The organism is Roseateles sp. P5_E11, assembly GCF_054049355.1.
In genome coordinates, this window is record NZ_JBFUMO010000020.1 from 1 (window position 1) to 26,518 (window position 26,518).

Consider the following 26,518-nt stretch of genomic DNA (forward strand, 5'->3'; position numbering starts at 1 on the left):
ATCCTGAGGGCGGGTGGAAAGAGCCCGGCACGTTGAACTTGAGACTTGCATCTGGTGCAAGTCAATGCTTCAAGTTGCACAAGGGCGTTAGTCACCTAGAACAGGTGGCGGAAGCGGTGAGATTCGAACTCACGGAAGGCTCACACCTTCGACGGTTTTCAAGACCGTTGGATTAAACCACTCTCCCACGCTTCCAGCGGGACGCGCATTCTACGGTGCCTTGGCTCAGCCGCCCGGCTGCTGCGCCTGTTCGCAGTCCACCTGCACGATCTCACGCCGCAGGCCGTCCACCCGCGCCGCCGTCAGCTTGCCACCCCAGACGCAGCCCGTGTCCAGGCCAAGCAGGTGCGGCTGGTCCAGCAGCCCCAGCGTCGACCAGTGGCCGAAGGCGATGGGCGTGTCGGCGGTCTTGCGGCCCGGCACGTCGAACCAGGGCCTGAAGCCTTCAGGTGCCGCGCCGGCGCCGTCCTTGGTCTTGAAGTCCATCTCGCCGTCGGCGCTGCAAAAGCGCAGCCTCGTCAGCGCGTTGACCGTGAAGCGCAGCCGCGCGGTGCCGGCGAGGTCGGGGTCCCAGCGCGCCGGCTCGTTGCCGTACATGGCGTGCAGGAAGTCGGGCAGGGCAGGGCCGCGCAGCACGGCCTCGACGTCGGCCGCCAGGTCCAGGGTGTCGTCGCGGCTCCATTGCGGCACAACGCCGGCGTGCACCATCAGCCAGCCGGCCTCGTAGACGGCCATGCGCTGCTGGCGCAGCCAGTCCATCAGCGCCTCGCGGTCGGGGGCGGCGAGGATGTCGTCCAGCGTGTCGCCCCGGTGCGGGCGGCGCACGCCGTGGTGGGCGGCAAGCAGATGCAGGTCATGGTTGCCCAGCAGGCAGGTCGCCGTCTCGCCCAGGCCGGCCAGGCGGCGCAGCGTCGTCAGCGAGGCCGGGCCGCGGTTGACGAGGTCACCCAGCAGCCAGAGGCGGTCGCGTGACGGGGAGAAATCGATCTGCTGCAGCAAGCGCTCCAGCGCGTCGCAGCAGCCCTGGAGGTCGCCGATCAGGTAGTTCATGTGCGGATTGTCCCGGTCCTGGGGCTCTGCGCGGCAGAGGGCGTGGCCCGCGTTGAGGCTGGCAGGGACGCAGGTTAGGCGCGAGGAGGCMGCGGGTGCKKACCCGCAACGACGAGCAACAACRCMTGCGCCCYTGCCAGTCWCAACCCGGAGGGCCGGGGCGATTTGCGGGGCCATGCRKCGTTRCCGGCTCGTWGTGGGGCTCGCCCCACGGCCTCGCCGACGCCTAGCCTGGCCCCGCAACTCGCCCCGGCGCGAGCTACGCCCTCTGCCGCGCAGACCCCAAAGCGAGGGATCGCACGGTGGGTTTGGTCATGGCCTTCTGATAGTCTCCCGGGCTTCGTTTTTGCCTTGCGCCACCTGGGGTTTTCCCCGGGGTCTGGCGCCTTCGATGGATACCGCTCTCGTTCTCTTTCTGATCCTGATCAACGGCCTGTTCGCGATGTCGGAGATGGCGCTGACCGCCAGCCGCAAGGCGCGGTTGCAGGTGATGGTGGAGAGTGGCGAGGGCGGTGCGCAGGCCGCGATGGACCTGCATGACAACCCGACCAAATTCCTGTCGACGGTGCAGATCGGCATCACCGGTATCGGCGTGCTGAACGGCATCGTCGGCGATGCGGCCTTCTCCGGCCCGCTGTCGCGCTGGCTGACTGAGAGCTTCGGCTTGAACCCGCATGCCACCGACATCGCCGCGACGGCGCTGGTCGTCATCATCATCACGCTGCTGACCATCGTCTTCGGCGAGCTGGTGCCCAAGCGCATCGGCCAGATCTACCCGGAGACGGTGGCCCGCCTCGTCGCGCCGACGATGAACTTCATCTCCATGGCCGCGCGCCCGCTGGTGAAGGCGCTGAGCTTCATGACCGAGGCGACGCTGGGCCTGCTGGGCTTGCGCAACAAGGGCCAGCGCGGTGTGACGGAAGAGGAGATCGCCGCCAGCCTGGAAGAAGGCCGCGACGCCGGTGTCATCGAGGAGCATGAGCACCAGATGGTGCGCAACGTGTTCCGCCTGGACGAGCGTCAGGTCGGCTCCATGATGATTCCGCGGGCCGAGATTGCCTGGCTGGAGGTTGATGCGACGCCGGCCGAGGTGCTGGCCGTCTTGCGCGAGCATGGCTTCAACCGCTACCCGGTCTGCCGCGGTGGCCTGGGCGAGGTGCTGGGCGTGGCCAATGCGCCGGCGCTGCTGGCCGGCATGCTGGAGGGCTTGCCGCTGGACCTGATGGCGGGCCTGGAGCCGCCGCTGTTCGTGCCCGAGACGTTGTCGGGCATGGAGCTGCTGGAACATTTCCGCGTGTCGGACGCGCCCCTGGTCTTCGTCGTCGATGAGTACGGCGAGGTGCAGGGCGTGATCGCCGTGCGTGACGTGCTGGAAGCCATTGCCGGGGAGTTCAATGCCCCGAGTGACGGTGACGCCTGGGCGGTGCAGCGCGAGGACGGGAGCTGGCTGATCGACGGCCTGATCCCGGTGCCCGAGCTGAAGGACCGCCTGGAGCTGAAGGAACTGCCCGAAGAGGACCGTGGGCGCTACAACACCCTGGCCGGCATGATCATGCTGTTGCTGGGGCGCTTGCCGCGCACGACCGATGTCGTGGAGTGGGACGCGTGGAGATTCGAGGTCGTGGACCTCGATGGCAAGCGTGTAGACAAAGTGCTGGTCAGTCGTCTGGCCGAGGAAACTGGAGAGAGAGAAACATGAGCAACCCCCCGATGTACGGCGAAATGCAGCCGCTGGATCGTGACGTCCACAAGAACCTGAAGCTGGACACCGACCAGTCCGTCGTGAGCCGCGTGGCCGATCAGAACTCGGTCTTCCTCGCCGCCGTCGAGTTTGCCGACGCCTGCAAGGAATACCCGATCGTCTTCGTGCGCGCCGGCAGCCCCGGCCCGGATGGCAAGCAGCCCGTCGCGCCTCTGGCCGTGCTGGGCCTGCGCGCGGGCTCCAACCTCTTCGTCGAGGGCGACAAGTGGACCGGTGGCTACGTGCCCGCCTATGTACGCCGTTATCCCTTCGTGATGGCCCGCATGGACGAAAGCTCGAACAGCATGGCCGTCTGCTACGACATGAAGTGGCCGGCCTTCAACGAGACGACCGGCGAGGCCCTGTTCAAGGACGGCCAGCCGACCGAGTTCCTGCTGAACGCCAAGGCCTTCCTGGAAAACTTCGAGCAGGAAGCCGAGCGCACCCGCCTGATCTGCAACCTGCTCGTCGAGATGGACCTGCTGCAGGACATGCGCTTCGAGGCGACCTTGCCCAACGATGAAAAGCTCGACGTCGAGGGTTTCATGGCCCTGGACGAGAAGAAGTACGCCGAGCTGGCCGACGACAAGGTGCTGCAGCTGCACCGCAACGGCCTCATCGCGATGATCGAGATGCACCGCCTGTCGTTGACCAACATGAACCGCCTGGTGGGCAAGTACGTGGTCTGATCCCGCAGCGCCTTCGCTCCCGAGGCCACGCCGCGCGTGGCCTTCTTTCTTGCCGTGGTCCCCGAATACCAGGGCGCGGTCGTTGTCGCATTTCTCGGCGACAGGGAAATCCCTGATCCCCCCGATTTAGATGTATCGGTCTGTGAGCTTCAATGAAATGCGTCATTTCAATCCCTAGACTCCGCCGCTCGGTGCGTTGGGCACCAAGGATGTAGTCGATGACGCCCATGTTCGAAGAAAGCCGCCGCACGCCGCTGAATCCCTTCGGCGGACCGCCGCTGGAGCTCAACAGCGATTTCGGAGCGTTGGAGGGTGACGCCTACGAGCTCGTCGAGCGACGCTATGGCGATCGCGGCCTGGCGGTGAAGCGGGAGACCTACACCAGCCGCAAGGAAGATGGCGACATCATCTGCACGGCGCGCAACGGCGACAACATCATCGGCACGCTGTCGGTGCGTTTTGACGGTGCCGGCGGCCTGCACGCCGACCTGCTCTTCGAATCCGAGCTGGCCGAATGGCGTTCCGCCGGCGTCAAGCTCTGCGAATTCGGCCGGCTGGCTGTGGACAAACATGCCTTCGAGCCCAAGCGGGTGCTGGCCCAGGTGTTTCACCTCGGCTATCTGCACGCCCACCGTCGCGCGCGTTGCGATCGCCTCATCATCGAGGTCAACCCGCGCCACGTCGCCTTCTACCGTCGCTGGCTGGGCCTGCTGCCCTACACGGCGGCCCGGCACAACCCGCGCGTGAACGCGCCGGCTGTGCTGATGAGCATCGATCTGGCGACCGTGCGCGAGCAGATCGCCCTGTGGGGCGGCCGGCCCGAGCTGCTGACCCAGGCCCGTTGCCTTTATCCGTTGGCTTGGGACGAGGCCACCGAGGCCTCCATGCTGGCCAAGTTGAGCTGAGCGGTCAGCAAGGTCCGCCCTGGCGCCATGCCAGCCAGCTGCTCCGCGGCAAGCGGCGCAGTGGCGAATTCCTGCTGCAGGCGCTGCAGCAGATCATCACGATCCGGCGGCGGCGCACCGCAGGACGTGCGTGCCGCGATGGCACGATCCAACGCCCCTTCCAGACCATTGCATTGCACCGAGAACGAGGTGTGGTGAGGCTGACCATGCTGGTCGGTCCAGGTGGCCACGACGCGCAGCACCGGTCCGATCGTGCGTGTCACCCATTCAAAGCGTATGCCGGCGGTGCGTGTGCGGCTGCGCCGCATCAGCCGGCCCGTGCTGCTACCGCCCGGCCGGCGTGCGCGCTCCAGGCGCATGTCGTTCAGGAAGCGCCCGGCCGCGCCCATGGCGGTGGCTTCGGTCATGGAGGAAGTGCCCATGAGGTCAATCGTCATCGCAGAACTCCGAGTTGCTGAATAAACCCGCCGGTCTGTGGCAAACGGGATGCCAGCTCAAAGCAATGGCTCCACCAGGCGGGCAAAGCCCTGCAGCAGGCGCTGGCCCAGGCCGCGCTTGGCCCATTGCGTCGCGTCGATGTGCTGAGATACCTGCAGGTCGCGGGCGAACAGCGCCTGCATCTGCTGGCCGAAGTCGTCGCCGAGGACGATGACGTCGACCTCGTTGTTGCCGACGATGCTGCGCCAGTCGAGGTTGCTCGAGCCGACGCTGGAATAAACGCCATCCACGACGGCCGTCTTGGCGTGCATGACGGACTCCGTCATTTCGTGGATCTGCACGCCGGCTTCCAGTAGCTGGGCATAGCGCGAACGCGCGGCGTGCAGCACCATGGCGACGTCGCTGCGGCCCGGCAACACGAGGGAGACGGCCACGCCGCGGCGGGCCGCGTCGCACAGGGCCCGGATGAGCTCGGGCCCGGGTGCGAAATAGGCCATGGTCAGCTGCACGCTGCGCTGCGAGGCATCGATGGCGTGCAGCAGCGCCGTGTAGCTGGGGTTGATGCCATTGGCCGGATCGCCCGCCACCAGCTTGACGACGCGCTGCCCGGGTGTGGCCACACGGGGCGGCGGGGCGGGCGCCAGTTCGCCGGGGCAACCCTGCAGGGCCCAGGATTCGCGGAACAGCACGGCCAGGGCCGACACCACGGGGCCGCGCAGCTCCACCTGGGTGTCTCGCCAGCCCTGCTTGTCGGCATCGGCCGGTGGCTGTATTGGCGCACCCTTCGCGCTGCGCGCTGTCCCGCCAGGCGGGAGCGGAGCCCCTTCGGGCGGCCGGGCGGGGCCCCTGCGGCGGGCGCTGCTGAAGGAGCCTTCGGCGTAGACGTTGCTGAGGTTGATGCCGCCGGTGAAGGCCACGTCGCTGTCGGCGGCCAGCATCTTGCGGTGGTTGCGCTGCAGCACGCCCCAGTGGCCCGGTCGCTCCAGCGGATTGATCGGGTTGAAGGCGCACACGGCGACGCCGCCCTTGCGCAGGCGGTCGAAGAAGGCGCCGTCCGTGCCCATCGAACCCAGGCTGTCGTACATCAGCGCCACGCTGACGCCCTCGGCGGCCTTGCGCAGCAGCAGCTCGCCGATCTCGGCGGCCACGCCCTCGTCCTCGATGATGTAGAACTCCACCAGCAGGCGGTGGCGGGCGGCGGCGATGGCCGCCTTCATCGCTGCAAAGGTGGCGGGGCCGTCGACCAGCAGCCTGGCCGTGTTGCCGCGCAGCAGCTGGGTGTCGCCCCTGGCTGCCAGCGCGCCGAGATGGCGTTCCAGCAGCGCGCCATTGCCCTCGTCGCGCACCCGGGCCAGGTCCCTGGCCTCGACGGCATCGGAGACGGGGCCGTCACGGCCCTGCAGGGTGACGCGGTCGGCGGTCTGGCGCGCCGACGCCGGCTGCACCTGACGTTCCTGTTCCAGCAAGGTGCCGCAGGCCACCGTGCCCGCCAGGGAGAACACCACCGCGAGGGCCCAAGCCCAACCGCCGAGGTGCCAGCCGCGAGATTGCTTCATGAGGCCCGCCAATGCACCAATGTTGAGCTCGCTAGGCAGGCGGTGTGCCCGCCCAGGCCCAGCCTGCGGAGGCCGTTGAGGTCAAGCGGCTGCAGGGAGCGGAGCAACCGGTAGAACTTGCAGCAATGCTGGCCGCACGACCTCAGGCGTCGGTGGGCGTCGGGCGACCGCCTTCGCCTTCCCAGGTTTGCACGGCGACCGGTGCTCGCGCCGAATGGGCCCTGCGACGACGGTGGCGGTGGCCATGGCAGGCTCGCCAGGCCAGCACGAGCACGGCACCCAGCGCCAGCGCGTCCAGCAACCGCGTCAACGAGAGACCGGCGGGATCATGGCAATCAGCGTCTTGTAACAAGGGGTTGCTCATGGGCGGGCATAACGTTACGGTGGGCGGCCAGCTGAGGGCAGCTGGCATGCCTGACGGGGATTACTGCTGGATACACGCCCCGGCCGGGCAAAGTTTTTCTGACGGGGGTGGAATGTGTTGAAAATGACTGCTCCCGTAGCGCCGGGTCACCGTAACAAAGCTGGAAGGAAACGATGCCGCATGCCTTGGTAGTGGACGATGACCATGATTCAGCCGCCTCCCTGCGCGAGTTGATCGCGGGCGAGCAGTTCACCGTGGCGGTCGCTCACAACTTGCGCGATGCGCGCAAGCAGCTCTCGCTGCAGCAGCCCGACATCCTGCTGCTGGACCTGCGCCTGCCCGACGGCAATGGCATGGACCTGCTGGCCGACCCCAAGCTGGTGGCCAATTCGGAGGTCGTGCTTTGCACTGGCCACGCCAATCTGGAGACCTCCATCCAGGCGCTGCGCCTGGGGGCGGCCGACTATCTCGTCAAACCCGTCAACCTCAAGCAGTTGCAAGGGGTGCTGTCGCGCATCATGAAGCCGGCGACCTTGCAGGCCGAGGTGGAGGATCTGACTGCCAATCTGGACGAGTCCGGTCATTTCGGCCATCTTTGGGGCCGCAGCGCGCCGATGAAGCGCATCTACGAGCAGATCTCGCGCGTGGCGGGTACCAGCGTGTCGGTCTTCATCACGGGCGAGTCGGGTACCGGCAAGGAGGTGGTGGCGCAAACCGTGCACGACCTCAGCCGCCGTCGCAAGCGCCCCTTCCTGGCCGTGAACTGCGGCGCGATCAGCCCCAACCTGATCGAGAGCGAGATCTTCGGCCACGAGAAGGGCAGCTTCACCGGTGCCGAGCGCCAGCACCAGGGCTTCTTCGAGCGCGCCAGCGGTGGCACTCTCTTCCTGGACGAGATCACCGAGATGCCGCTGGAGCTGCAGGTCAAGCTGCTGCGGGTGCTGGAGACCGGGCGCTTCATGCGCGTGGGCAGCACCACCAGCCAGGAGACCGACGTGCGCATCGTCGCGGCCACCAACCGCCTGCCCTACCAGGCGGTGGCCTCGGGCAAGTTGCGCGAAGACCTGCTCTATCGCCTGAACATCTTCCCGATCGCGCTGCCGCCGCTGCGGGACCGCATCGCCGACATCCCGCTGCTGGCCAACCATTTCCTGGCCGCCATCAGCGAGCAGGAGGGCACCGTGCGCCGCTTCTCGCCCGAGGCGCTGGCGACCTTGGTGGGTTACCCCTGGCCGGGCAATGTGCGCGAGCTGCGCAATGTCGTGCAGCGCGCTTATGTGATGGCCCAGGGCGAGCTGATCGATGAGACCTGGCTGCCCGGCAGCGAAGAGACGGGAGTCACTTCGACTTGGGGAGGCCAGGGGCCGCAAGACCTGCCAGCGGCGCCGCCGGTCGGTATCCCGCCGTCGCCGGCGCGGCTGCCCGAGATGCTGAACGCCGATGCCGACATGCCCTTCATCACCCTGCCCATCGGCTCCAGCGTGGCGCAGGCCGAACGCGCGCTGATGCTGGCCACGCTGCGCCACTTCAACCACCACAAGGAACGCACAGCTGCGGTGCTGGGGATCAGCCTGAAGACGCTGTACAACCGGCTGAAGGAATATGCAGCCGAAGGCAGCGCGGCTGCGGATCTCGGCGGCCCCCCGCAGCGCGACTGAGCGCGGGCACGGCGCGCGGATTGCCCCAACTGCATTCCGACACTCTGATGAAGGAAGCACCATGGGTCACGCAGATTGGGTTGACGATGCGGCCGATGCTTCGCGGCATGGCMTGCAGAAGGCGCAGAACGCCGCGCGGCGCGGCCTGGACCATCTGGCCGACGGCGTGAGCGAAGCGCGCGACGCCATGGCGCCGGTACTGCGCAACATGCGCTCCGGCGTCTCGCAGGTCCGCGAGCGGACCGTGGGCTATGTGCGCGACGAGCCGGTGCGCTCCGCCCTCGTTGCGGCGGCGGTCGGCACACTGGTGTTTGCGCTGTGGCACCTATTGAGCTCGCGCAGCAGCCCCCGCTGATGCCCCGCTAGCACCCGCGCCATCTGCGCCGCCTCGGCCAGGCGCAGCGGCGTGCGCGTGCGCAGGGCCTCGTCGAGCAGCCGCGTCCAGCAGCGCACCACGGCGCGGTRATCCGCGTCGCCCGGATGCAGCTCCAGGCGCAGCAGCGGCGCCTCGCGGGCGCGGCGCGCCTGCAGGCTGTTCCAGGCCAATGACAGCCCGCGGCGCCAGGCCGTGCGTGTGCTGAACACCAGGCTGGGCGCCGGCAGCACATGCCGGTGTGGCAGGGCGATGACCTCGGTCAGCGTGCAGGTGTGGCGAAAGCCTGCGTCGGCAACGGCTTGCAGCGCCGGTGGGGCGAGCAGCCAGGCCGGCGCGACGAAGCCGTCCATGGGCAGACCGTGGTCGCCGGCCCAGGTACGGCCCTCGCGCAGCCGTTGCATGGCCTGCGCGTGGGACAGGGCGGCAAACTCGCCCTCGCCCGCCGTGTAGTGGCGGCGCAGCAGATAGTCGCCCAGGCCGCGCAGCGGCGGGCCTTCGTCGCTGTGGGTGAGGCCGTGCAGCAGCAGTTCATGGCCGGCGCCGGCCATGCCGCGCAACCAGCGCAGATAGCGCGGCGGCACTTCCGCATCGCCGTGCATGCGGGGCACCACGAGCAGGGACAGCGGCAGCCGCACGCCGGCATGGCTGGCACAGCGGCGCAGTTCAGCCAGCACGCGCAGGCAGCCGTCCCAGCGCGCCGGTGACACGTCGTGCAGCACGACGCACACGGCGCCGGCCGCTCGGGTCGGCGCCGTCAACGCTGGCGTGCCAGCCGATTGGCCAGCGGCAGAGCCGGGTTGCGGGCCGGCGCAACCAGTGTGGGCTGGCGGCCGAGCAGGGCGGTGTAGCGCCGCGTCATCTGCGCCATCACGTGCGGCCAGTCCTGCGCTTGGGCGCGCGCCAGGGCGTTGCGGCGCTGAACCGCCTGGTTGCCGTCCAGGCTGGCGTCCATCGCTTCAGCCCAGGAGCCGGCCCGCGGCCGGTCCACCAGCAGTCCCGCGTCGCGCGCCAGTTCGGCCAGGCCGCCGGCACTGGCGACCACCACCGGCGTGCCGCAGGCCATGGCCTCGAGCACACCCAGGCCGAAGGTCTCCTGGTCGCCGGCGTGCACGTAAGCATCGCAGCTGGCCACCATGCGGGCCAGTTGCCGGCTGTCGTGTTCCGGCGGCAGCACCAGCACCTGTTCGCCAAGCGGCGGCGCCGGCCCGTCGCCCACGGCCAGCAGCACATGGCCGCGCCCCAGCAGGGCGACCGCATCGGYCAGCAGCTGCAGGTTCTTCTCCAATGCGAAGCGGCCGGTGTAGATGAACAGGCGCGTATCCGGCGCCAGGCCGTGGTCGCTGCAAAACTGCAGCCGCCAGGCGGCGTCGCGCGCGCAGGGCGTGAAGGCCGAGCAGTCCACGCCCAGGGGCTGCAGCGTCACGCGCGGCACGCCCCAGGACTGCAGCAGCTGCACCATGCCGCTGCTGGGGGCCATGACGAGATCGAAATGGCGGTAGAGGTTGACCAGATAGCGCCGGGCCCAGCGCTCGGCGCCGCGCCCCAGGCGTGTGCCTTCGGGGCCGCCCGCCAGGCGCGCCGCCAGCTGGGGCAGGTTGCTGTGGCAGAAGGCCACGGCCGGGATGCGCAACTGCTCCGCCGCGGCCAGCGACGCCCAGGCCAGTACATAGGGGTCGGCGGATTCGACGATGTCGGGCGCGACGAATTCGATCTGCCGCAGCGCACGGCCCCGGCCCAGCACCATGCGGTAGCCGCCGCTGCGGGGCAGGGGCATGCCGCCACAGTCCACCATGCCGGGACCCTGGGCGCCGGGCGCGATGACCGTGTGCCGCCAGCCCAGCGGGCGCAGCCGCTCATGCTTGGCCGTCAATACGCGCCGCACGCCGCCCGTGGCGCCCCAGAACATCGATACATCCAGCAGATGGGGGCCCGCACCAGGACGCGTCTCCTGGACCTGCTGCTCGGGCACGGCGTGGTTCGCATGCATTGCGGCGCGGCGGCAATCGGCATGCCTGGCACGTCGCCTGCCTGGGCACGACATGCCCAATCCGCCGTCATCCCGGGCCCCGGAGGTTCGCCAGGCGCGCCAGGCCGGCCTGCGCTGGCTCAGCGATACGGGTCCCGGCATCCGCCGCGAGCCGGCGACTTCCGGCGGCTTCCAATACCGGGACGCCCAAGGCCGGCGTGTCCGTGACGACGCCACGCTCGCGCGCATCCGCAAGCTGGCCATTCCACCGGCCTGGCAGCAGGTCTGGATCAGCCCGCATGCCGACAGCCATCTGCAGGCCACCGGCCGCGATGCGCGCGGGCGCAAGCAATACCGCTATCACTCCGACTGGATGGCCGGCCGCGGCCAGACCAAGTTCGACGGCCTGCTGCGCTTTGGCGCCGTGCTGCCACGGCTGCGCCGACGCGTGCAGCGCGCGCTGGCGGGGCAGGGCGAGCCCACCCGCGAGCGCGTGCTGGCCACTTTGGTGCGCCTGCTGGACACCACCTGGCTGCGCATCGGCAACAGTGCCTATGCGCGCGAGAACGGCTCCTACGGCCTGTCGACGCTGCGCAACCGCCATGCCGGCGTGCAGGGTGACGCCATCCGGCTGTCCTTTGTCGGCAAGAGCGGCGTGCGCCACTCGGTCAGCGTGAGCGACCGCCGTGTCGCCCGCATCGTGCGCCGCTGCCGCGAGCTGCCCGGCCAGGAGCTGTTCCGCTATCTCGACGAGGGCGGCCAGACCCATCCCGTCGACTCGGCGGACGTCAATGCCTGGCTGGCCGAGGCCGCCGGCCGGCGCGTGACGGCCAAGGACTTTCGCACCTGGCATGGCAGCGTGCTGGCCCTGCAGTTGACGCTGCAGGCCTGTGCCGAAGGCGCCGAGCCCTGCCGGCCGCAGCAACTGCTGGCCGCCGTGGCCAAGCGCCTGGGCAACACCCCCGCGGTTTGCCGCAAGGCTTACATCCACCCCCGCGTGCTGGCCCTGGGCGACGCGCTGAGCGATGAGGCGGCCCGCGCCGCGCTGCGCGCCCAGCCGTGGGCGGCGGCGCCTTCGGCCCGGTCCGGCCTGAGCGCCGCCGAGCGCCAGTTGATGGCCCTGCTGCGCTCCCGGGCGGCCGCTCGGTCGACCTGAGCAGCAAGGGCCAGGAAGGGGCGGGCATTCCACTTGCCATGACGGCGGAATGCAACAGCCGGAGTGAAGCGTCGTGCGCATCGCCTATGTCACCGAGACCTTCCCGCCGGAGATCAACGGCGTGGCCCTGACGGCCGAGCGCGCCCTGCGGCATCTGCGCGACGTCGGGCACGAGGTGCAGCTGATCCGGCCGCGCCAGCCGGGTGAAGCGGCCCGCCGCGACGAGCGGGAATGGCGCTGCGGCGGCGGGCCCATCCCGATGTATCCCGAGCTGCGCTACGGCTTGGCCACGTCGGCGGGGCTGCGCGCGCTGTGGCGCGAATGCGGCGGTCCGCCCGATCTCGTGCATGTGACGACACCCGGCCCGCTGGGCTGGGCCGCGCTGCGCGCTGCGCACGCCGAGGGCGTTCCCCGCAGCGCCGACTTCCGCACCAACTTCCACGCCTATTGCGGCCACTACGGCCTGGGCTGGCTGGAGACCGTCGTGCTGGGCTATCTGAAGCGCCTGCATGGCATGGCCGACCTCAACTTCGTGCCGACCGCGGAGCTGCAGCGTGAACTCGCCGCCCACGGCTTCGAGCGCCTGCGGGTGCTGGGCCGGGGCGTCGACGCCAAGCTGTTCTCGCCTGATCGCCGCGACCTGCGGTTGCGCCGCGAATGGCGCATCGGCAACGATCACCGCGTCATGCTCTATGTCGGCCGGCTGGCGCCGGAGAAGAACGCGAGCCTGGCGTTGCAGACCTTCGAGCGCCTGAGCGCCCGCCGTCCGGGGCTGCGCATGGTGGTGGTCGGCGACGGCCCGCTGCGCGCGAAGCTCGAGCGCACCCACTCGACGGCGCGCTTCGTCGGCATGCAGACGGGCCTCGCGCTGGCCCGCCACTACGCCAGCGCCGACGTCTTCCTCTTTCCCAGCCAGACCGAGACCTTCGGCAATGTGACGCTCGAAGCCCTGGCCAGCGGCCTGGCCGTCGCCGCGTTCGACACCGGCGCCGCCGCCCAGCATGTGCGCGACGGTGTCAGTGGCTGCCTGGCACCGGTCTGCCAGGGCCTGGACGCCGCCGATGCCTTCCTGGATGCGGCCACCCGCGCCCTGGATGCCTCCGCGCCCGACGGCCTGCTGCGCATGGAAGCGCGGCTGGACGCCCTCCAGGCCGACTGGGGCAGCGTGCAGCGCCGCTTCGAGCAGCAGCTGCTGCAACTGGCTGCGGCCGCCCGGACCGTGCCGCGCTATGCCGCCCTGGCTTGATGCCGATCGCCTGCGCAGCGCCGAGCTGGACCTGCGCGTAACGGCTGGCCTGATGCTGTGCTGGAGCGCCTGGTGAGCTCCGTTGCTGCCACGCGGCACGCCGTGCCATCACCGACCACGCCGCGGGCGTTCAGCTGCGCCTGCGGCCGGCCGGTGTTCTTCCGCAACAGCGAATGCCTGGCCTGCCACCGGCCGCTGGGTTATGCCCCCGCTCGGGGCCAGTTGCTGGCGCTGGAGGCCGCACCCACACGCTCAGGCCGCGGCGGCTGGCGCGAGGCCGGCGTGCCGGCACGCCGCGCGCCCCGCTACGCGCGCTGTGGCAACCTGGACAGCGCGGCCGCGTGCAACTGGCTGCTGGACGTCACGGAAGTGATGGCCGGCTTCACGCTGTGCCGCTGCTGCCGGCTGACGCGTATCGTGCCTGACCTGTCCCAGCCCGAAGCCGGCCTTTGGTGGGGGCGCATCGAAGCGGCCAAGCGCCGCCTGGTGTCATCGTTGATCGGCCTGGGCCTGCCGGTGCTGTCGCGCGCCGAGGATGCCGAGCACGGCCTGGCCTTTGACCTGCTGCTGGCGCCCCCCGAAGGCCCGGCCGTCATCACCGGCCATGCCGATGGCGTCATCACGCTGGACGTGTCCGAGGCCGACGACGCGCGCCGCGAGGCCCGGCGCCATCAGCTCGGCGAGCCCTACCGCACGCTGCTGGGCCATCTGCGCCACGAGACCGGCCACTACTACTGGCAGCGCCTCGTCGAGCCGACGGACTGGCTGCCCGTCTGGCGCGAACTCTTCGGCGACGAGCGCGAGGACTATGGCCAGGCGCTCCAGCGCCACTACGCCAACGGCGCGCCCCCCGACTGGGGCCAGCGTTTCGTCAGCGCCTACGCCAGCGCCCACCCCTGGGAGGATTGGGCCGAGACCTGGGCGCACTACCTGCATCTGGTCGACACGCTGGACACGGCCCGCAGCTTCGGCCTGGATGGCGAGCGGGTCGAGTTGAACTACGAACGCTTCGACGCCAACCTGGTGGCGGATGCCGGTTTTCTGCAGCTCGTCAACAGCTGGATGGAACTGACCGGCGTGCTCAACGAGCTGTCACGCAGCATGGGCGTGGCCGACTTCTATCCCTTCGTGCTGCCGGCGCAGGCGGTGCGCAAGCTGCACCTGGTGCACCGCGTCGTGCAAGGTGCTCGGTCATGAGGTTGGGCCGCCCACTGCTGTGCGCATTTTTCGCGCCCGAGCAGCGGCCCCGGCGCGGGGCCGCTGCCAGGCCTTAGTTGCCGTCGCGGCGCGGAGCGCGCGTGCCGTCCGCGGGCCGTGAAGACGGTTGCGTCATGCGGGCATGGCAGTGCCCGCGGCAGCTCTCAGCGCCAGTGCGGCGCCAGTGCGACCGGTGCCGGCCGGGTGTGCAGCTCAGGCAACTGYGGCGGCGGCGAGGGATGGGTACCCACCCGCGCATCCAGGCGAGCCAGCACCTCGTCGACATTCAGCGGCTTGGGCCACAGTTCGCAGAAGCCCCAGTCCTCGACCGGGAAGTTGACGTCGGCCGTCACGGCCACGGCTGGCACCGACTCGCAGCCAGGCAGCGCCCGCAGCAGGCCGAGCAACCGGCTGCCGTGGCAATCGGGCAGGCCCAGGTCGAGCAGCAGCAGGGCGGGGTGCAGGCCGGCCGCCATGCAAAGCGCCTCTTCGCCCGTGGTGGCGACGAGGAGCTCCAGTTGAGGCCGTCTTTCCAGAATCGCGGCCATCAACAGCGCATTGACCGGGTGGTCCTCGACATAGAGAACGGGTCGGMGGGCTGGGCTGGGCATGGGTCCTCCGGAATGAAAGCTCAGGCCTGGTGGCAATCCGCGTGCCCGGCGCCGCGATGCAAGCCGGGCACCGCCCTTGCCACTGACGGGCTCTCGCCAACCAGGGCCCATCTATGTCCACTTCCGCCGCCACCACCGACGCGCCGCGCAGCTTCGGCGTCTTCAAGCCGGTCGGCCACGTCGTCATTTCATTCCCCGAGGCGGGCCAGGCCGCCCGCGCCGGCCAGGCCATGGCCGACTTCGGCCTGCCTGACGGCGCGGTGCGCCACTACAGCGACCAGGAGATGCTCAGGCAGATCGACGAGGACATCGCCCACGCCAGCCCGCTCGCCTCGGTGGGACAGGAGATGAATCTCGTGCTCGCCCACCGCGCGCTCGCCGCCAAGGGCTACCACTGGCTGGTTGTCCGTGTCGCCAATGACGACCAGGCCATCCAGGTGGCCCGGGCCGCCCAGGGCTGCGGCGCCGAGCGCGCCCAGCACTATGGCCACTTCATCATCGAAGAGCTCATCGAGCGGCCCGGCAACATCGCCCAGGTCGCCGAATCGCCCGACCGCGGCCTGGATGCGCAGACGCCCTCGGGCAAGGAAACCGAAGCGGCCCAGTTGAAGAAGAAGGACCCACGATGACGACAGTCGACAAGACCCTCCAGACCCAGCGCGCCATCCAGAAGCGCCAGGACCAGGCCGATGCCGGGCAAGCCAAGCACGGCAAGAAGGAAGAAGAGAGCGGCGCCATGCAGGCTGGCGCCCGCAAGCAGCCCGAAACCCTGCCCGCCCAGCATCTGCAAAAGCCCGGCCGCGAGGCCGACCTCGAACTCGCGCCGCGCTTCCTGGCACCCGACTACCGCGGCAGCGGCAAGCTGCAGGACTTCGTCGCCCTCATCACGGGCGCCGACTCCGGCATCGGCCGCGCCGTGGCGGTGCTGTTCGCGCGCGAGGGCGCCGACGTGGCCGTGGCCTACCACTCCTCCACCGAGGACGCCGAGGAGACCCGCCGCTGCATCGAGGCCGAAGGCCGCCAATGCCTGCTGCTGCAGGGCGACGTGAAGGACAGCCGCTGGTGTGAGGGCGCCGTCGACCAGGTCATGGAGCGCTTCGGCAAGATCGACGTGCTCGTCAACAACGCCGCCTTTCAGGAGCACGCCTCCTCGCTGGAGGATCTCGACGATGAACGCATCATGGAGACGCTGGACACCAACATCGGTGGCTATCTGCGCATGGCCCGCGCGGTGCTGCCGCATCTGAAGGCAGGCGGCTCCATCATCAACACCGGCTCGACGACCGGCCTGCGGGGCAGCGCCAAGCTCATCGACTACTCGGCCACCAAGGGTGCCATCCATGCGCTGACCAAGTCCCTGGCCAGCAACCTCATCGAGCGCGGCATCCGCGTCAATGCCGTCGCGCCGGGGCCGGTGTGGACGCCACTGAATCCGGCCGATTCGCCCGCCGACAAGGTGGCCGAGTTCGGCAAGCAGACCGACCTGAAGCGTGCGGCCCAGCCGGAGGAGCTGTCGCCGGCCTATGTCTTCCTCGCCGCGCCGGTCTGCGCCGGCTACATCACCGGCATCGTGCTGCCCGTGACCGGCAGCGTCGGCGCCATCTGAGCACGCGGCTGGCAAGCCCTGCTGCAAGTTCTTCCGCCGCCCGCAACGCGCGAGCGGCACCCCGTTTGCCTGATGCCGGTGACTTCACCTCGACCAGGAGCACACCATGAATCTGATTGTCTGGCTCATCTCCGGGGGCATCATCGGCTGGATTGCCAGCCTGCTGATGCGCACCGACGGCGAACAGGGCGTCATCCTCAACGTCCTGGTCGGCATCGTCGGCGCAGCCATTGGCGGCTGGCTGATCTCGCCCATGGTCGGCATTCCGAGCATCAATCAAGACGCTCTCAGCCTGGGTGCTCTCGTCGTGTCCCTGCTGGGCGCAGTCGTGCTGCTGGCGATCGTCAACCTGATCCGCCGCGGCACCCTGCGCTGAACCGTCACCCGCTTTCCAACCCCAAGGATCACCATGGCCACCACCACTGCCAATACGCCCTTCCCGACCTCGTCGGTCTCGCCCGCCACGCCCGCGCCTGCCGCAGCCGCCATCAACGACACGGCCGCGAAGGCCGGTGACGCCGTCGACAAGGGCGCAGCCGTCGGTCACGACGTGCTGAACCGCGTTGTGCAAGGTGCGCACAGCGCCATCGACCGCGTGGCCGAGACGGCCGCCCCCGCCGTGCAGCGTTTGCAGGACGGCGTGCAGGCCGCTAGCGAATCGCTGAGCCAGCGCGCCAGCGATGCGCGCGACCTGGGCGATGAATGGGCCGAGAGCCTGCGCAGCACCGTGCGCGAGCATCCGCTGGCCGCCATCGCGACGGCCCTGGCCGTCGGCGTGCTGGTTGCCCGGCTCGCCCGCTGAGGCGGCCTTGACCGACTCACCGCAAGACCAGCCCGCCCCACTGCTGGAGCAACTGCAGTCGCTGTGGCGCGAGTTGCCTGGCCTGGTCAGCGACCGGGTCGAGCTGCTGTCGCTGGAGCTGCAACGCGCGGTCCAGGCGCTGGCCCAGATCGTTGCACTGATGGTGGCCGTGGCCATCCTCGGTGTGACGGCTTGGCTGGTGTTGTGGGCCGGCGTCATCCGCCTGCTGGTCGCGGCCGGGCTGCCGCTGGAGGTGGCCCTGCTGCTGGCCATCGCCGTCAACGGGCTGGCCATCGTGCTGGCGCTGCAACGCGTGCGCAGCCTGCTGCCCAGGTTGCGCCTGCCCGCAACGCGGCGCCACCTGATGCTGGCTCCCGACCCGCAACCCAATGAGGCCAGCGATGAACCCGCCGCTGCCTGAACCCGATATCGATGCCCGCATCCTGGATGTCGAGCACCGGCTGATGGCGCGCGAGGCCAGGCTGCACGCGGGTGTCGAAGGTCTCACGGGCCAGCTGCGCCACCGCTTGCAACCCAGGAAGCTGCTGCTGCCGGTGGGTGGCGCACTGCTCGCCGTTGCGGCGCTGCTGGCGCTGCGCCGGCGCCCTCACGCCGAGCCTGCAACGCCGCGCCCCACCGGCGCGCTGCGGAACGTTCCCTGGCTGCGCCTGCTTGGCCTGGCCTGGCCACTGCTGCCCGAGCGCTGGCGCGGCCGCGTCAGCCCCGCTGCGGCGAGCAGCTTCGTGACGCTGGGGCTGCCCCTGGTCGAGACCTTGCTCGGCACGCATCGGGCCGAGCCACTGGCCACCGTTGGCGAGGTCGACCTGGCGCAGCTCAGCGGCCGCTGGTTCGTGGTCGGTGAATTGAAGGCGCACGGTGCGCCGGCGTTGCAGCCGCCGGAGTTCGGCCTGCTGCCGCGCGACGACGGGCGGCTGGATCTGCTGGAACGCCGGGTCGACGGCAATGGCACCCACGGCAGCGAGGCCTTGGTGGAGCCGGTGCCGGGCGGCCACGGCGCCCGGCTCAGGATCAGCCACTGGCCCGAGGCGCTGCGCTGGCTGCCGCTGGCCTGGCTCGAGCATGGCGTGCTGCATGTCGATCCGACTTATGACGAGGCGCTGATTGGCAGCACCGGGCGGGACGCGCTGTGGCTGCTGTCACGCCGACCGACGCTGGTCGCGCAGCGCCGCCAAACGCTGGTGCAGCTCGCGCGGGATCGCGGCTTCGCGGTGGAAAGGCTGCGCTTTTACGACGCTGGCTGATCCGCGGGCACGGCGGCACACGCCTTGCCTGCGATGGGTGCGGGGCCGTCCCGCGTTTCACAGCCGGAGGTTTTCATGGCACGCAGCAGCCTGCTAGGTATCGATTCCGCCGCGGCCGAGCCCGCCGGCCGCGACAAGGCGAGCCTGGGGCCCAGCGACAGCTCGGACAGCGGCAGCGACGTGGCGGGCATGGACGGTGAAGACGACGGCACCGACCCCGGCCTGCCCGTCGACGTGGCCCTGCGCGACGACCAGGCGGCGCCCTTGCCGCTGGGCGAATCGCTGCCGTCCAGCGAAGGCGAGACGGGGGTGCGCGACGGCGCCGACATCGGCGTGGACCGCGTCTTCACGCCGGGCGAAGCCGATGACACCGAAGCGTTGCTCACGGCCATCGACGAAGCGCCGCAAAGCGAAGACGACGAGGACGATGAAGATGAAGAGGAGGAGCAGGAGGGTGAGGCCAACCTGGTCAACACCCCTGCCAAGCCTCGCCAGCGCGCCACCAAGGCCGCGCCGGCGCAAACCGACAGCGAGGAGCGGCCCGGCGATGCCGATGCCGAATCCTCGCACCGCCCCGGCCGAAGCTAGGGCGGCTTCACGCTCAGACGGCGGCGCGAGCCTGGTCGCGCAGCGTGCGCACCTGCAGGTGGTTGCGCTTCACGCCTTCGTACTGGCGCTCCACGAGCATGCGCACATCGGGCGGCAGGGCCTCTTCCAGCGCCTTGCGATAGGCGCTCATCGCGCTGTCCTCACCGCGCTCGGTCTCCTCGAGGATGGCCTTGTCGGTGTAGCCGGCCAGCGTGCCCTTCACGGCCACCCAGCCGCGGTGCATTGCACCGGCGGCGGTGCCGCTGTCCTCGGCCTTGCCGCCCAGGCGCACGACCTGCGACTGCAGTTCGGTGGCAGCCTGGCGGCACTCCTCGGCGCGGCGCTCAAAGGACTGCTTGATTGCCGGGTCCTTCAGGTATTCCGCGGAGGCGTGGAAACCGTATTCACCGTCCTTGCAGGTTTCGATCAGGTCGTTCAGTGTGTCGATGATGTCGTCGTTGCTCATGGCAGATCCTTTCAGGGTTCGATGAAGACGCGCCGGCCGTCCGCAGGCATACCGTGCGTCCAGCCCTGGCATCGGCATTTGGCATGCCCGCGCCTGCCGCGGTGGCTGAGTTGTCGTTACGGCGTGTGGCCGGCCGTGGGCGGCGGGTGGGCGATGCGTGCCGCCGCGAGGGCCGCCTGCAGCGCGGCCAGCAGCTCGGCCGGCGCGCAGGGCTTGTGCAGGGTGATGAACTCGCCTTCGCCAATGGCCGAGTTGTTGAAGCCGGTGATCAGCACCACCGGCAGGCGCGGGCGGTGCTCGCGCAGCCGGCGCGCCAGCGCGACCCCGTCCATGGCGCCGGGCATGACGACGTCGCTCAGCACCACATCCGCCCCGGCCCCGTCGTCCAGCAGGCGCAGGGCGGCGCCCACCTCGGCGGCGCGCAACACGCGGGCACCATGGGCCATCAGCAGTGCCGCCGTCACGTCGCCCAGGGCCTCGTCATCCTCGACCAGCAGCACCGTGGCGCCGGCAATGCTTTGCGGGGCCGTGTCGGCAAAGGCCGGCATCTGGTTGTCCTGGGCGTTGCTCGCCACCGGCAGCAGCAGCGACACCGTGGTGCCCACGCCCGGCGTGCTGGCCAGGCGCGCTGTGCCGCCGGCCTGGGTCGCGAAACCATGGACCTGGCTCAGGCCCAGGCCGCTGCCCTGGCCTACGCCCTTGGTCGTGAAGAAGGGCTCGAAGGCATGCTCGACCAGGGACGGCTCCAGCCCCATGCCGTCGTCCCCCACGGTCAGCAGCACATAGTCCCCCGGCGGCAGGCCTTCCTTGTCGTGCGCCTCGGCATTGCTGGCCCGCAGCCGCAGCTCGCCGCCCGTCGGCATCGCGTCGTGGGCATTCAACGCCAGGTTGACGAGAGCGAGATCCAGCTCGTTGGCGTCCACCCGCACCGGCCAGACGTTGGCCGCCACCTGCACCTGGATCTCGATGCGCCGCCCGAGCACGCTGCGCATCAGCTCCTGCACCTCGGGCAKGTAGCGGGCCAGCGACAGGGTCTGCACCCGCACCGGCCGGCGGCCCGAAAAGCGCAGCAGATGCTGGGTCAGCGCGCTGCCCTTGTCGACCGAGCGCTGCGTGGCGCGCAGCGGACCCTGCAGCTCGGCGGCGCTGGGGTGGCGCTGCATCAGGTGCATGCTGTTGCTGATGACGCCCAGCAGGTTGTTGAACTCGTGCGCCACGCCGCCGGTGAGCCGGCCCAGGGCGACGACGCGCTGGCTCTGGGCGCCCCGCTGCTCGACATGGCGCGTGCGCTCCACGGCCTGGGCCACGCTGAGTTCCAGCTCGGCGCGGCTGGTCCCCATGTCGCGCGCCGCGCTGGCCAGGGCCTCGGCCACCTCGTCGCACTCGGCCATGCCGGTCGGGGCGGCCTGCACCGGCCGGCCGGCCTGCAGGTCCTGGGCGAGGCGCTTGAGAGCGCCTATCGGCCGCTCGATGCGGCGGGACACCCAGATGGCGCCGGCCATGGCCAGGGCCAGCAGTGCCAGCGCGCCCACCGCCACGCGTTGCACGGCCTGGGGCACGCGGCCGGCGAATTCCTCGCGCGGCATGGCGCTGACATAACTCCAGCCGAGCGCCGAGGTGCTGAAGTAGCCGGCCGTGGCGCGGCCGTCCAGCGAGATCGATTCGAAGCCGCCTTCGCGCGCCGCCGCCATGCGCTGACGCAGGTCGGCGCGGCCCTCGCGGCCGACATAGGCCGCGCCGCCGGGCAGCCGGGCCACGAGGCGGCCGCTGCTGTCCATGACAGCGCCTATCCAGCCCGGATGCGGCGACTGCGCCTGCAGGACGCGCTGCAGCTCCGAGGGCCGCACCGTGACGACCAGGTTGTAGACCAGGCGGCCGTCGCGGGTCACCGGCTCCACCCAGGCGGCATGCGGCTCCGGGGGCACGCCCGTGGGAGTGGGCGCAACGGGTTGCAGCGGCAGCATGACGGGGGTGGCACTCAGCGCCTCAGGCGCGCTGGATTCGGCGCTGGCGCCGTCGCCCGGCCGGGTGCTCAGCAGCAGCTTGCCCGGTGCCCTCAGCTCAACCCAGCCGCTCAGCCCCTGCATGGCGCGCCGGGCCAGGCGCTCGAAGGCCAGGCGGCTCTCCTCGCGCAGCGGCCCGGGGCCGTCCAGCGCGGGTGACTGCGCCAGCACCTGGGCGATGGCCGCGCGGCGCGACAGCTCGCCGTCGACCAGCAGGGACAGCGCGCGGGTCGTGTCGCGCAGCGTGCGCTCATGCGCGTCGCGTTCGGTCTCGTAGATGCTGGCAATGAGCCAGGCGACGCCCAGCATGCCGGGCAGCAGCACCGACAGCACGAGCAACAGCAAGCGGGAACGAATGGTGACCGGCATGGCGGGTCCAGGTGCGGCAGGCGTGAGCGGATTGCACGGACGCAACCATAGCGCTGTGGCCCGCCCCGGCCACGAAGAAGTATCAGGCCGCCTTGGCAATTGGCGTGCCCGACTGCGTGCGGCTGAGCCACCGCCCCTAGGTGTAGTGCTTGCGTGAGCGGGATTTCGATGGCGGCCCGCGCAGCAGCGAGCCCAGCGACGGCGACGGTGCGTGCCGGTCGCCCTCCAGGAAGCGCCGCAGCAGCGCCAGGCCCCGCCGGCGCTGGCACACGCTGCGCAGCCCGATCAGCAGCGGCACGGCGATGAGGGCGCCGACGATGCCCCACAGCCAACCCCAGAACAGCACCGACAGGAAGACCGACACAGTACTCAGCGACAGCCGGCGCCCGACGATGACCGGGCTGACGATGTTGCTTTCCACCGCATGGATGGCCATGAAGGACAGCGTGGGGCCGAAGATCTCCGGCCCCGTCTCGAAGGTCGCGATGCCGGCGAGCAGCAGCAGCACCATCAGTGCCATCGGACCGAGGTAGGGAATGAAGCACAGCAGCGCGGCGATGCAGCCCCACAGCGTCGGGTTGGGCAGGCCCAGCAGCCACAGCACCAGGGCCAGGATGACGCCCACGACCGCGTTGATGATGCCGACGGCGGCGAGGTAGTGGCTGATGTCGCGCTGGGCTGCGCGCACGCCGCCCAGCAGCAGCGCGCGGGTGCGCCGGCGCGGCAAGGCCTCGATGCTGCGCGACAGCAGCCATTGCTCGGAAGCGAGCAGGAAATAGGTCAGGATGACCGTGGCCGCGGCTGCCAGCAGGAAGGACAGGCCCCGTGTCAGCACCAGGCCGGTCAGGGCCACGCCTTCGGTGGCCAGCCTTTCCTTCAAAGGGTCCGATGCCGGTGTCGCCGCCACCCGGCCGAGCCGCGTGGCGGGCTGCGGCGGGCTCAAGCCCGGAATGGCGGCCCGCAGCTTCTCCAACTGCTCCAGCAGCTGGGCGACGGTGGTGGRCGCGGCCTGCCACCAACTGGCGGCCGGGCGCGCCAGGCTGCTGGCCACGGACACGGTGGACAGCAGCAGTGCCAGCACCAGCAGCAGTGCGCCGATGGAGGGCGGCACGCCGCGGCCGTGGAGCCAGCGCACGGCAGGCGCCAGCGCGAAGGTCAGCATGACGGCGATCAGCACCGGCGCCAGCAGCGGCCGGGCCTCGCGCACGGCGAAAACCAGGGCGACAAAAAAAATGCCGCGCAGAGCCCAGGCGCTGCGCGGCGGTTGGGACGGCTCGAGTCGCGGATCGGGCGCCGTCATGGGGTCCCCGACCTAGTGTGGAGTCACCCTGGCGGCCGCCGTGGCTGGGGTCTGCATGGCGCTCACTTCTCCGGCGGGCGCACGATGATGTTGTTGCGCACTTCCTTCACGTCGGGCGTGCTGCGGGCGAGCTGGCCGGCGCGGTCCTTCTCGGCCTGCGAAGTGGCGAAGCCGGCGAGCTGCACGGTGCCCTTGAGTGCCTCGACCTGGATGCGCATGGCGCTGACCTGGCTGTCTTCGGCGAAGCGCGCCTTCACGCGGGTCGCGACGGTGGCATCGTCGACATACTGGCCCACGGTGCTCTGGCCGCTGGTGACCGCGCAGCCGCTGGTGCCGAGGGTGGCCAGCGCGACCATCGAGACGATGAGGATCTTCTTCATGCGTTCTCCTATTGCGAGGGATCTCGCGCCCGGCCAAGGGCAAGGGCTGTGCCTGCGCTGGGTTGAAAGGCGAAAAGGGCTGCAGCGGCCGGCGTCGAACATGCCGTATCAGGCGGCACGCTTTGCCGAAATTGCCCGTTCGGGGAGGCCGCCCCGGTAAATCTTGCAGCGGCGCGGCGCCGTGGGCGGGGCGTTCCATGGGCTTCACGCTTGCCATGCGCCGCTATTCCCTGGGGGCGGAGCCAAACTGTTTCGGGATGCGACAAGCAACGCTCGCCGGCACGGAGGTTGCATTGACTGAAGTTCCCGCGCGCCGTCCACGCACGGCGCGGCAAAAGCGACGTTGCCAACAGGAGCACCCGTGCCCTCCATGGACCTCCGTGCCGACCACCGGCAGACCCAGACCCTGTCCCCCCGACTCCAGCATGCAGTGCGTCTGCTGCAGATGTCCTCGCTCGACTTTGCTGCCATGCTCAGAGACACCCTGGGCCGCAACCCTTTCCTCGAGGCCGAGGAGGGCGAGGCCGGTGACGGGGAGGGCAGCACGGCGCTGCCGCTGGCTACCGGCGCCGAGGCCGGCCCGATGGAGCAACCGTCGGCCCTTTCCAGCCTGATGGAGGAGGGTGTTTCGGCCGATGCCGGCACCGAGCTGCCCGCTGCGGCCAACGATCCCGACACCAGCGGCGGGCCCGAGGATGGCAGTGACCGGGACCTGTGGGCGACCGACAGTGCCGGGCAGCGCCGCGCCGAGGACGGCGAACTCAGTGCGCTCGACATGATGGCCGTCGAAACCTCGCTGGCGACGCATCTGCACGGACAACTGAACGTGCTGCCGCTGTCCGATCGTGACCTTGCACTGGCGCGCACCATCGTCGAGTCGTTGGACGACGACGGCTATCTGCGCACGCCGCTGGAGGAGCTGATCGACGTCGCCGGTCTGGAGCCCGCGCCCGAGCTGCAGGAGATGCAGTTCGCGCTGAGGCTTGTGCAGTCGCTGGACCCGGCGGGCGTGGCGGCGCGCGACGTCGGCGAGTGCCTGCTGCTGCAGCTGCCCGGCATCGACTGCGCCGACACGCGGGCCCTGGCCCAGGACATCGTCACCAACCACCTGCCGGCGCTCGCGGCGCGCGACGTGGCTTCGCTGGCGCGCCAGTTGGGCGAGTCGCCGGCGCGCGTCGAGGCGGTCTGCGACCGCATCCGCCGCCTGGACCCGCGGCCGGGTTGGCGCTTCGGCTCCACGCAGGTGCCGTATGTCGTGCCCGACGTGATCGTGAAGAAGGTGCGCGGCCATTGGACCGTGCAGCTCAACCCGGCCATCGTGCCCCGCGTCAGGCTGAACCAGGTCTATGCCCAGCTCTTCCAGCGCCACCGCACGGCGGCCAACGCCGAGCTCGGTGCCCACCTGCAGGAGGCGCGCTGGACGCTGCGCAATGTCGAGCAGCGCTTCTCGACCATCCTGGACGTGGCCGAGGCCATCGTCAGGCGCCAGCACAACTTCCTGGACTACGGTGCCATGGCGATGAAGCCGCTGGGCCTGCGCGAGATCGCCGAGGAAGTGGGCATCCACGAAAGCACCGTCTCGCGTGTGACCAACAACAAATACATGGCCACGCCGGTGGGCGTGCTGGAGCTGAAGTACTTCTTCAGCCGCGCCATGATCAGTGCCAATGGCAGCGCCTGCTCCGGCACGGCCATCCGCGGCCTCATCAAGGACATCATCGAGGCCGAGAGCCCGGATGCGCCGCTGTCGGATGCCGAGATCACGCGTCAACTGGCCCAGCAGGGCCTGGTGGTGGCGCGGCGCACCGTCACCAAGTACCGCCAGATGCTGAAGATCGAGGCGGTGGACCGCCGTCGACGTGTGGCTTGACACGCCCCTCGTCCGGTCTCGCCCTGCTGAACTCGGGCGTGCCCAGCCGGTCCCCCAAGGGGACGGCGATGCGTGCCGGGTTGACCGGCGCGCACATCGCCTAAGCGGGCCGGCTTGGGAGCGGCCCGGCGCTCGGCCCGAATGCACCCGCTGAGATGACTTAGCGCGGCGCCACGCGCCAGATGGCATTGCCCACGTCATCGGCTACCAGCAGCGCGCCGCGAGCATCGACGGCCACGCCGACCGGGCGGCCGCGGGCCTCGCCCTCTGCGCTCAGAAATCCCGTCAGCACGTCCACGGGCAGGCCCTGCGGATGCCCGTTTGCAAAGGGGACGTAGACGACCTTGTAACCGGCGAAGGGCTTGCGGTTCCAGGAGCCGTGCAGGCCGACGAAGACGCCTTCGGACGGGCCACCGGGAAGCAGCTTGGGCACGGGGCTGGTTCCTGCAGCAGCCAGGCCCAGCGCGGCGACGTGAGCGCCCAGCGCATAGTCGGGCACGAGGGCTTTGGCGACGAGATCGGGTCGCGGCGGCTGCGCGCGGCTGTCCACATGGGCGCCGTACCAGCTGTAGGGCCAGCCGTAGAAGCCGCCATCGCGCACCGAGGTCAGGTAGTCGGGCACCAGGTCGCTGCCGAGCTCGTCGCGTTCATTGGCCACGGTCCACAGCACCGGTGCGCCGCCGGGCGCGGCCATCCAGGCCATGCCGTTGGGATTGCGCAGGCCGGTGGCGAAGAGGCGTTTGGCGCCGCTGCTGCGGTCGATCTCCCAGATGGCGGCGCGACCTTCCTCGGCCTCGATGCCATGCTCGGCCACATTGCTGTTGGAGCCRACCGTCGCGTAGAGCTTGCTGCCGTCGGGGCTGGCGATGAGGCTCTTGGTCCAGTGGTGGTTACGCGTGCCGGCGGGCAGGTCGGTCAG

27 protein-coding genes and 1 tRNA gene are annotated in these 26,518 nt (G+C 70.1%); 15 read left to right on the forward strand and 13 right to left on the reverse strand.

Features of this window, described 5'->3' with window-relative positions:
* Positions 1 to 105: 105 nt before the first annotated feature.
* Both ACXJKR_RS03065 and ACXJKR_RS03070 read right to left on the reverse strand, forming a co-directional pair.
* A tRNA-Ser gene (locus ACXJKR_RS03065) sits at positions 106 to 195 on the reverse strand.
* Between the two features lie 30 nt (positions 196 to 225).
* A complete protein-coding gene (locus ACXJKR_RS03070; RefSeq protein WP_457320641.1) occupies positions 226 to 1,050 on the reverse strand; it encodes a symmetrical bis(5'-nucleosyl)-tetraphosphatase in 825 nt (274 codons plus the stop codon).
* Between the two features lie 391 nt (positions 1,051 to 1,441).
* On the opposite strand from ACXJKR_RS03070, the gene ACXJKR_RS03075 reads away from it, so the two are divergent.
* From ACXJKR_RS03075 to ACXJKR_RS03085, 3 genes are all read left to right on the forward strand, one after another.
* Positions 1,442 to 2,749, forward strand: a complete 1,308-nt coding sequence (locus ACXJKR_RS03075) for a hemolysin family protein (RefSeq protein WP_056198781.1) — start codon at positions 1,442 to 1,444, stop codon at positions 2,747 to 2,749.
* On the forward strand, positions 2,746 to 3,480 hold the full coding sequence (locus ACXJKR_RS03080) for a SapC family protein (protein WP_056198778.1): 735 nt from the start codon (positions 2,746 to 2,748) through the stop codon (positions 3,478 to 3,480). Before ACXJKR_RS03075 ends, ACXJKR_RS03080 begins: the two co-directional genes overlap by 4 nt.
* Positions 3,481 to 3,707: 227 nt before the next feature.
* On the forward strand, positions 3,708 to 4,385 hold the full coding sequence (locus ACXJKR_RS03085; RefSeq protein WP_457320644.1) for an N-acyl amino acid synthase FeeM domain-containing protein: 678 nt from the start codon (positions 3,708 to 3,710) through the stop codon (positions 4,383 to 4,385).
* Here the strand turns inward: ACXJKR_RS03085 and ACXJKR_RS03090 are convergent.
* The 3 genes from ACXJKR_RS03090 to ACXJKR_RS03100 all read right to left on the reverse strand — a co-directional run bounded on the left by ACXJKR_RS03090 (position 4,328) and on the right by ACXJKR_RS03100 (position 6,731).
* On the reverse strand, positions 4,328 to 4,822 hold the full coding sequence (locus ACXJKR_RS03090) for a hypothetical protein (RefSeq protein WP_056198770.1): 495 nt from the start codon (positions 4,820 to 4,822) through the stop codon (positions 4,328 to 4,330). The genes ACXJKR_RS03085 and ACXJKR_RS03090 overlap by 58 nt on opposite strands.
* A gap of 57 nt (positions 4,823 to 4,879) precedes the next feature.
* A complete protein-coding gene (locus ACXJKR_RS03095) occupies positions 4,880 to 6,379 on the reverse strand; it encodes a phospholipase D-like domain-containing protein (RefSeq protein ID WP_457320645.1) in 1,500 nt (499 codons plus the stop codon).
* A gap of 142 nt (positions 6,380 to 6,521) precedes the next feature.
* A complete protein-coding gene (locus ACXJKR_RS03100) occupies positions 6,522 to 6,731 on the reverse strand; it encodes a hypothetical protein (RefSeq protein WP_457320647.1) in 210 nt (69 codons plus the stop codon).
* Positions 6,732 to 6,916: 185 nt separating this feature from the next.
* Here ACXJKR_RS03100 and ACXJKR_RS03105 point away from each other — a divergent pair, with 185 nt between their 5' ends.
* Positions 6,917 to 8,401, forward strand: a complete 1,485-nt coding sequence (locus ACXJKR_RS03105; RefSeq protein WP_457320649.1) for a sigma-54-dependent transcriptional regulator — start codon at positions 6,917 to 6,919, stop codon at positions 8,399 to 8,401.
* 249 nt (positions 8,402 to 8,650) lie between these two features.
* On the opposite strand, the gene ACXJKR_RS03110 is transcribed toward ACXJKR_RS03105, so the two are convergent.
* Together ACXJKR_RS03110 and ACXJKR_RS03115 are read right to left on the reverse strand one after the other, a co-directional pair.
* The gene (locus ACXJKR_RS03110) at positions 8,651 to 9,535 is read right to left on the reverse strand and encodes a DUF2334 domain-containing protein (protein ID WP_457320651.1); all 885 of its coding nucleotides are present in this window, start codon (positions 9,533 to 9,535) and stop codon (positions 8,651 to 8,653) included.
* On the reverse strand, positions 9,532 to 10,764 hold the full coding sequence (locus ACXJKR_RS03115; protein WP_457320653.1) for a glycosyltransferase: 1,233 nt from the start codon (positions 10,762 to 10,764) through the stop codon (positions 9,532 to 9,534). The genes ACXJKR_RS03110 and ACXJKR_RS03115 overlap by 4 nt, the downstream gene beginning before the upstream one ends.
* A 52-nt stretch (positions 10,765 to 10,816) precedes the next feature.
* Here ACXJKR_RS03115 and ACXJKR_RS03120 point away from each other — a divergent pair, with 52 nt between their 5' ends.
* The 3 genes from ACXJKR_RS03120 to ACXJKR_RS03130 all read left to right on the forward strand — a co-directional run bounded on the left by ACXJKR_RS03120 (position 10,817) and on the right by ACXJKR_RS03130 (position 14,342).
* Positions 10,817 to 11,899, forward strand: a complete 1,083-nt coding sequence (locus tag ACXJKR_RS03120; RefSeq protein WP_457320655.1) for a DNA topoisomerase IB — start codon at positions 10,817 to 10,819, stop codon at positions 11,897 to 11,899.
* A gap of 73 nt (positions 11,900 to 11,972) precedes the next feature.
* Positions 11,973 to 13,145 (forward strand): glycosyltransferase family 4 protein, encoded by a 1,173-nt coding sequence (locus ACXJKR_RS03125; RefSeq protein WP_457320657.1) that lies wholly within the window; start codon positions 11,973 to 11,975, stop codon positions 13,143 to 13,145.
* Positions 13,146 to 13,217: 72 nt separating this feature from the next.
* Positions 13,218 to 14,342: a zinc-binding metallopeptidase family protein gene (locus ACXJKR_RS03130; RefSeq protein ID WP_457320658.1), complete on the forward strand. Its 1,125-nt coding sequence runs from the start codon at positions 13,218 to 13,220 to the stop codon at positions 14,340 to 14,342.
* A gap of 164 nt (positions 14,343 to 14,506) precedes the next feature.
* Here the strand turns inward: ACXJKR_RS03130 and ACXJKR_RS03135 are convergent, their stop codons facing one another.
* A complete protein-coding gene (locus tag ACXJKR_RS03135) occupies positions 14,507 to 14,953 on the reverse strand; it encodes a response regulator (protein ID WP_457320660.1) in 447 nt (148 codons plus the stop codon).
* A gap of 113 nt (positions 14,954 to 15,066) precedes the next feature.
* Between ACXJKR_RS03135 and ACXJKR_RS03140 the strand changes: the two genes are divergently transcribed.
* The 7 genes from ACXJKR_RS03140 (at position 15,067) to ACXJKR_RS03170 (ending at position 19,211) form a co-directional block, all read left to right on the forward strand.
* Entirely contained in the window at positions 15,067 to 15,582 is a 516-nt protein-coding gene (locus ACXJKR_RS03140; protein WP_056198747.1) for a hypothetical protein, read from the forward strand.
* Complete coding sequence (locus tag ACXJKR_RS03145) at positions 15,579 to 16,559, forward strand: SDR family oxidoreductase (protein ID WP_457320662.1); 981 nt, start codon at positions 15,579 to 15,581, stop codon at positions 16,557 to 16,559. Before ACXJKR_RS03140 ends, ACXJKR_RS03145 begins: the two co-directional genes overlap by 4 nt.
* A 106-nt stretch (positions 16,560 to 16,665) precedes the next feature.
* Complete coding sequence (locus tag ACXJKR_RS03150) at positions 16,666 to 16,935, forward strand: GlsB/YeaQ/YmgE family stress response membrane protein (RefSeq protein WP_056198742.1); 270 nt, start codon at positions 16,666 to 16,668, stop codon at positions 16,933 to 16,935.
* A 33-nt stretch (positions 16,936 to 16,968) separates the two neighbouring features.
* Positions 16,969 to 17,361, forward strand: a complete 393-nt coding sequence (locus ACXJKR_RS03155; protein WP_056198739.1) for a DUF883 family protein — start codon at positions 16,969 to 16,971, stop codon at positions 17,359 to 17,361.
* Positions 17,362 to 17,368: 7 nt separating this feature from the next.
* A complete protein-coding gene (locus ACXJKR_RS03160; protein ID WP_457320665.1) occupies positions 17,369 to 17,782 on the forward strand; it encodes a phage holin family protein in 414 nt (137 codons plus the stop codon).
* Positions 17,763 to 18,623, forward strand: coding sequence for a lipocalin family protein (locus ACXJKR_RS03165; RefSeq protein WP_457320667.1), 861 nt, complete (start codon positions 17,763 to 17,765; stop codon positions 18,621 to 18,623). Before ACXJKR_RS03160 ends, ACXJKR_RS03165 begins: the two co-directional genes overlap by 20 nt.
* A gap of 75 nt (positions 18,624 to 18,698) precedes the next feature.
* Positions 18,699 to 19,211 carry a hypothetical protein gene (locus ACXJKR_RS03170; protein WP_457320669.1) on the forward strand — a complete coding sequence of 171 codons (513 nt, stop codon included), beginning with the start codon at positions 18,699 to 18,701 and terminating at the stop codon, positions 19,209 to 19,211.
* 13 nt (positions 19,212 to 19,224) lie between these two features.
* Here ACXJKR_RS03170 and ACXJKR_RS03175 read toward each other — a convergent pair whose 3' ends face one another.
* The 4 genes from ACXJKR_RS03175 to ACXJKR_RS03190 all read right to left on the reverse strand — a co-directional run bounded on the left by ACXJKR_RS03175 (position 19,225) and on the right by ACXJKR_RS03190 (position 23,729).
* Positions 19,225 to 19,677 carry a PA2169 family four-helix-bundle protein gene (locus ACXJKR_RS03175; protein ID WP_457320671.1) on the reverse strand — a complete coding sequence of 151 codons (453 nt, stop codon included), beginning with the start codon at positions 19,675 to 19,677 and terminating at the stop codon, positions 19,225 to 19,227.
* Positions 19,678 to 19,793: 116 nt separating this feature from the next.
* Positions 19,794 to 22,049 carry an ATP-binding protein gene (locus tag ACXJKR_RS03180; protein WP_457320673.1) on the reverse strand — a complete coding sequence of 752 codons (2,256 nt, stop codon included), beginning with the start codon at positions 22,047 to 22,049 and terminating at the stop codon, positions 19,794 to 19,796.
* A 136-nt stretch (positions 22,050 to 22,185) separates the two neighbouring features.
* Positions 22,186 to 23,349 carry an AI-2E family transporter gene (locus ACXJKR_RS03185; RefSeq protein WP_457320675.1) on the reverse strand — a complete coding sequence of 388 codons (1,164 nt, stop codon included), beginning with the start codon at positions 23,347 to 23,349 and terminating at the stop codon, positions 22,186 to 22,188.
* 62 nt (positions 23,350 to 23,411) lie between these two features.
* A complete protein-coding gene (locus tag ACXJKR_RS03190) occupies positions 23,412 to 23,729 on the reverse strand; it encodes a BON domain-containing protein (RefSeq protein WP_056198716.1) in 318 nt (105 codons plus the stop codon).
* A gap of 370 nt (positions 23,730 to 24,099) precedes the next feature.
* Here ACXJKR_RS03190 and rpoN point away from each other — a divergent pair, with 370 nt between their 5' ends.
* Positions 24,100 to 25,599, forward strand: a complete 1,500-nt coding sequence (rpoN, locus tag ACXJKR_RS03195; protein WP_457320677.1) for an RNA polymerase factor sigma-54 — start codon at positions 24,100 to 24,102, stop codon at positions 25,597 to 25,599.
* Between the two features lie 160 nt (positions 25,600 to 25,759).
* On the opposite strand, the gene ACXJKR_RS03200 is transcribed toward rpoN, so the two are convergent.
* On the reverse strand, positions 25,760 to 26,518 hold a 759-nt coding region (locus tag ACXJKR_RS03200; RefSeq protein WP_457320678.1), incomplete at its 5' end, for a PQQ-dependent sugar dehydrogenase.

Excerpts from the sequence above, each read along its gene's own strand:
- ACXJKR_RS03070 (WP_457320641.1), bottom strand. The coding sequence starts at position 1,050 with ATGAACTACCTGATCGGCGACCTCCAGGGCTGCTGCGACGCGCTGGAG.
- ACXJKR_RS03075 (WP_056198781.1), top strand. The coding sequence starts at position 1,442 with ATGGATACCGCTCTCGTTCTCTTTCTGATCCTGATCAACGGCCTGTTC.
- ACXJKR_RS03080 (WP_056198778.1), top strand. The coding sequence starts at position 2,746 with ATGAGCAACCCCCCGATGTACGGCGAAATGCAGCCGCTGGATCGTGAC.
- ACXJKR_RS03085 (WP_457320644.1), top strand. The coding sequence starts at position 3,708 with ATGTTCGAAGAAAGCCGCCGCACGCCGCTGAATCCCTTCGGCGGACCG.
- ACXJKR_RS03090 (WP_056198770.1), bottom strand. The coding sequence starts at position 4,822 with ATGACGATTGACCTCATGGGCACTTCCTCCATGACCGAAGCCACCGCC.
- ACXJKR_RS03095 (WP_457320645.1), bottom strand. The coding sequence starts at position 6,379 with ATGAAGCAATCTCGCGGCTGGCACCTCGGCGGTTGGGCTTGGGCCCTC.
- ACXJKR_RS03105 (WP_457320649.1), top strand. The coding sequence starts at position 6,917 with ATGCCGCATGCCTTGGTAGTGGACGATGACCATGATTCAGCCGCCTCC.
- ACXJKR_RS03120 (WP_457320655.1), top strand. The coding sequence starts at position 10,817 with ATGCCCAATCCGCCGTCATCCCGGGCCCCGGAGGTTCGCCAGGCGCGC.
- ACXJKR_RS03140 (WP_056198747.1), top strand. The coding sequence starts at position 15,067 with ATGTCCACTTCCGCCGCCACCACCGACGCGCCGCGCAGCTTCGGCGTC.
- ACXJKR_RS03145 (WP_457320662.1), top strand. The coding sequence starts at position 15,579 with ATGACGACAGTCGACAAGACCCTCCAGACCCAGCGCGCCATCCAGAAG.
- ACXJKR_RS03150 (WP_056198742.1), top strand. The coding sequence starts at position 16,666 with ATGAATCTGATTGTCTGGCTCATCTCCGGGGGCATCATCGGCTGGATT.
- ACXJKR_RS03155 (WP_056198739.1), top strand. The coding sequence starts at position 16,969 with ATGGCCACCACCACTGCCAATACGCCCTTCCCGACCTCGTCGGTCTCG.
- ACXJKR_RS03165 (WP_457320667.1), top strand. The coding sequence starts at position 17,763 with ATGAACCCGCCGCTGCCTGAACCCGATATCGATGCCCGCATCCTGGAT.
- ACXJKR_RS03170 (WP_457320669.1), top strand. The coding sequence starts at position 18,699 with ATGGCACGCAGCAGCCTGCTAGGTATCGATTCCGCCGCGGCCGAGCCC.
- ACXJKR_RS03175 (WP_457320671.1), bottom strand. The coding sequence starts at position 19,677 with ATGAGCAACGACGACATCATCGACACACTGAACGACCTGATCGAAACC.
- ACXJKR_RS03190 (WP_056198716.1), bottom strand. The coding sequence starts at position 23,729 with ATGAAGAAGATCCTCATCGTCTCGATGGTCGCGCTGGCCACCCTCGGC.
- rpoN (WP_457320677.1), top strand. The coding sequence starts at position 24,100 with ATGGACCTCCGTGCCGACCACCGGCAGACCCAGACCCTGTCCCCCCGA.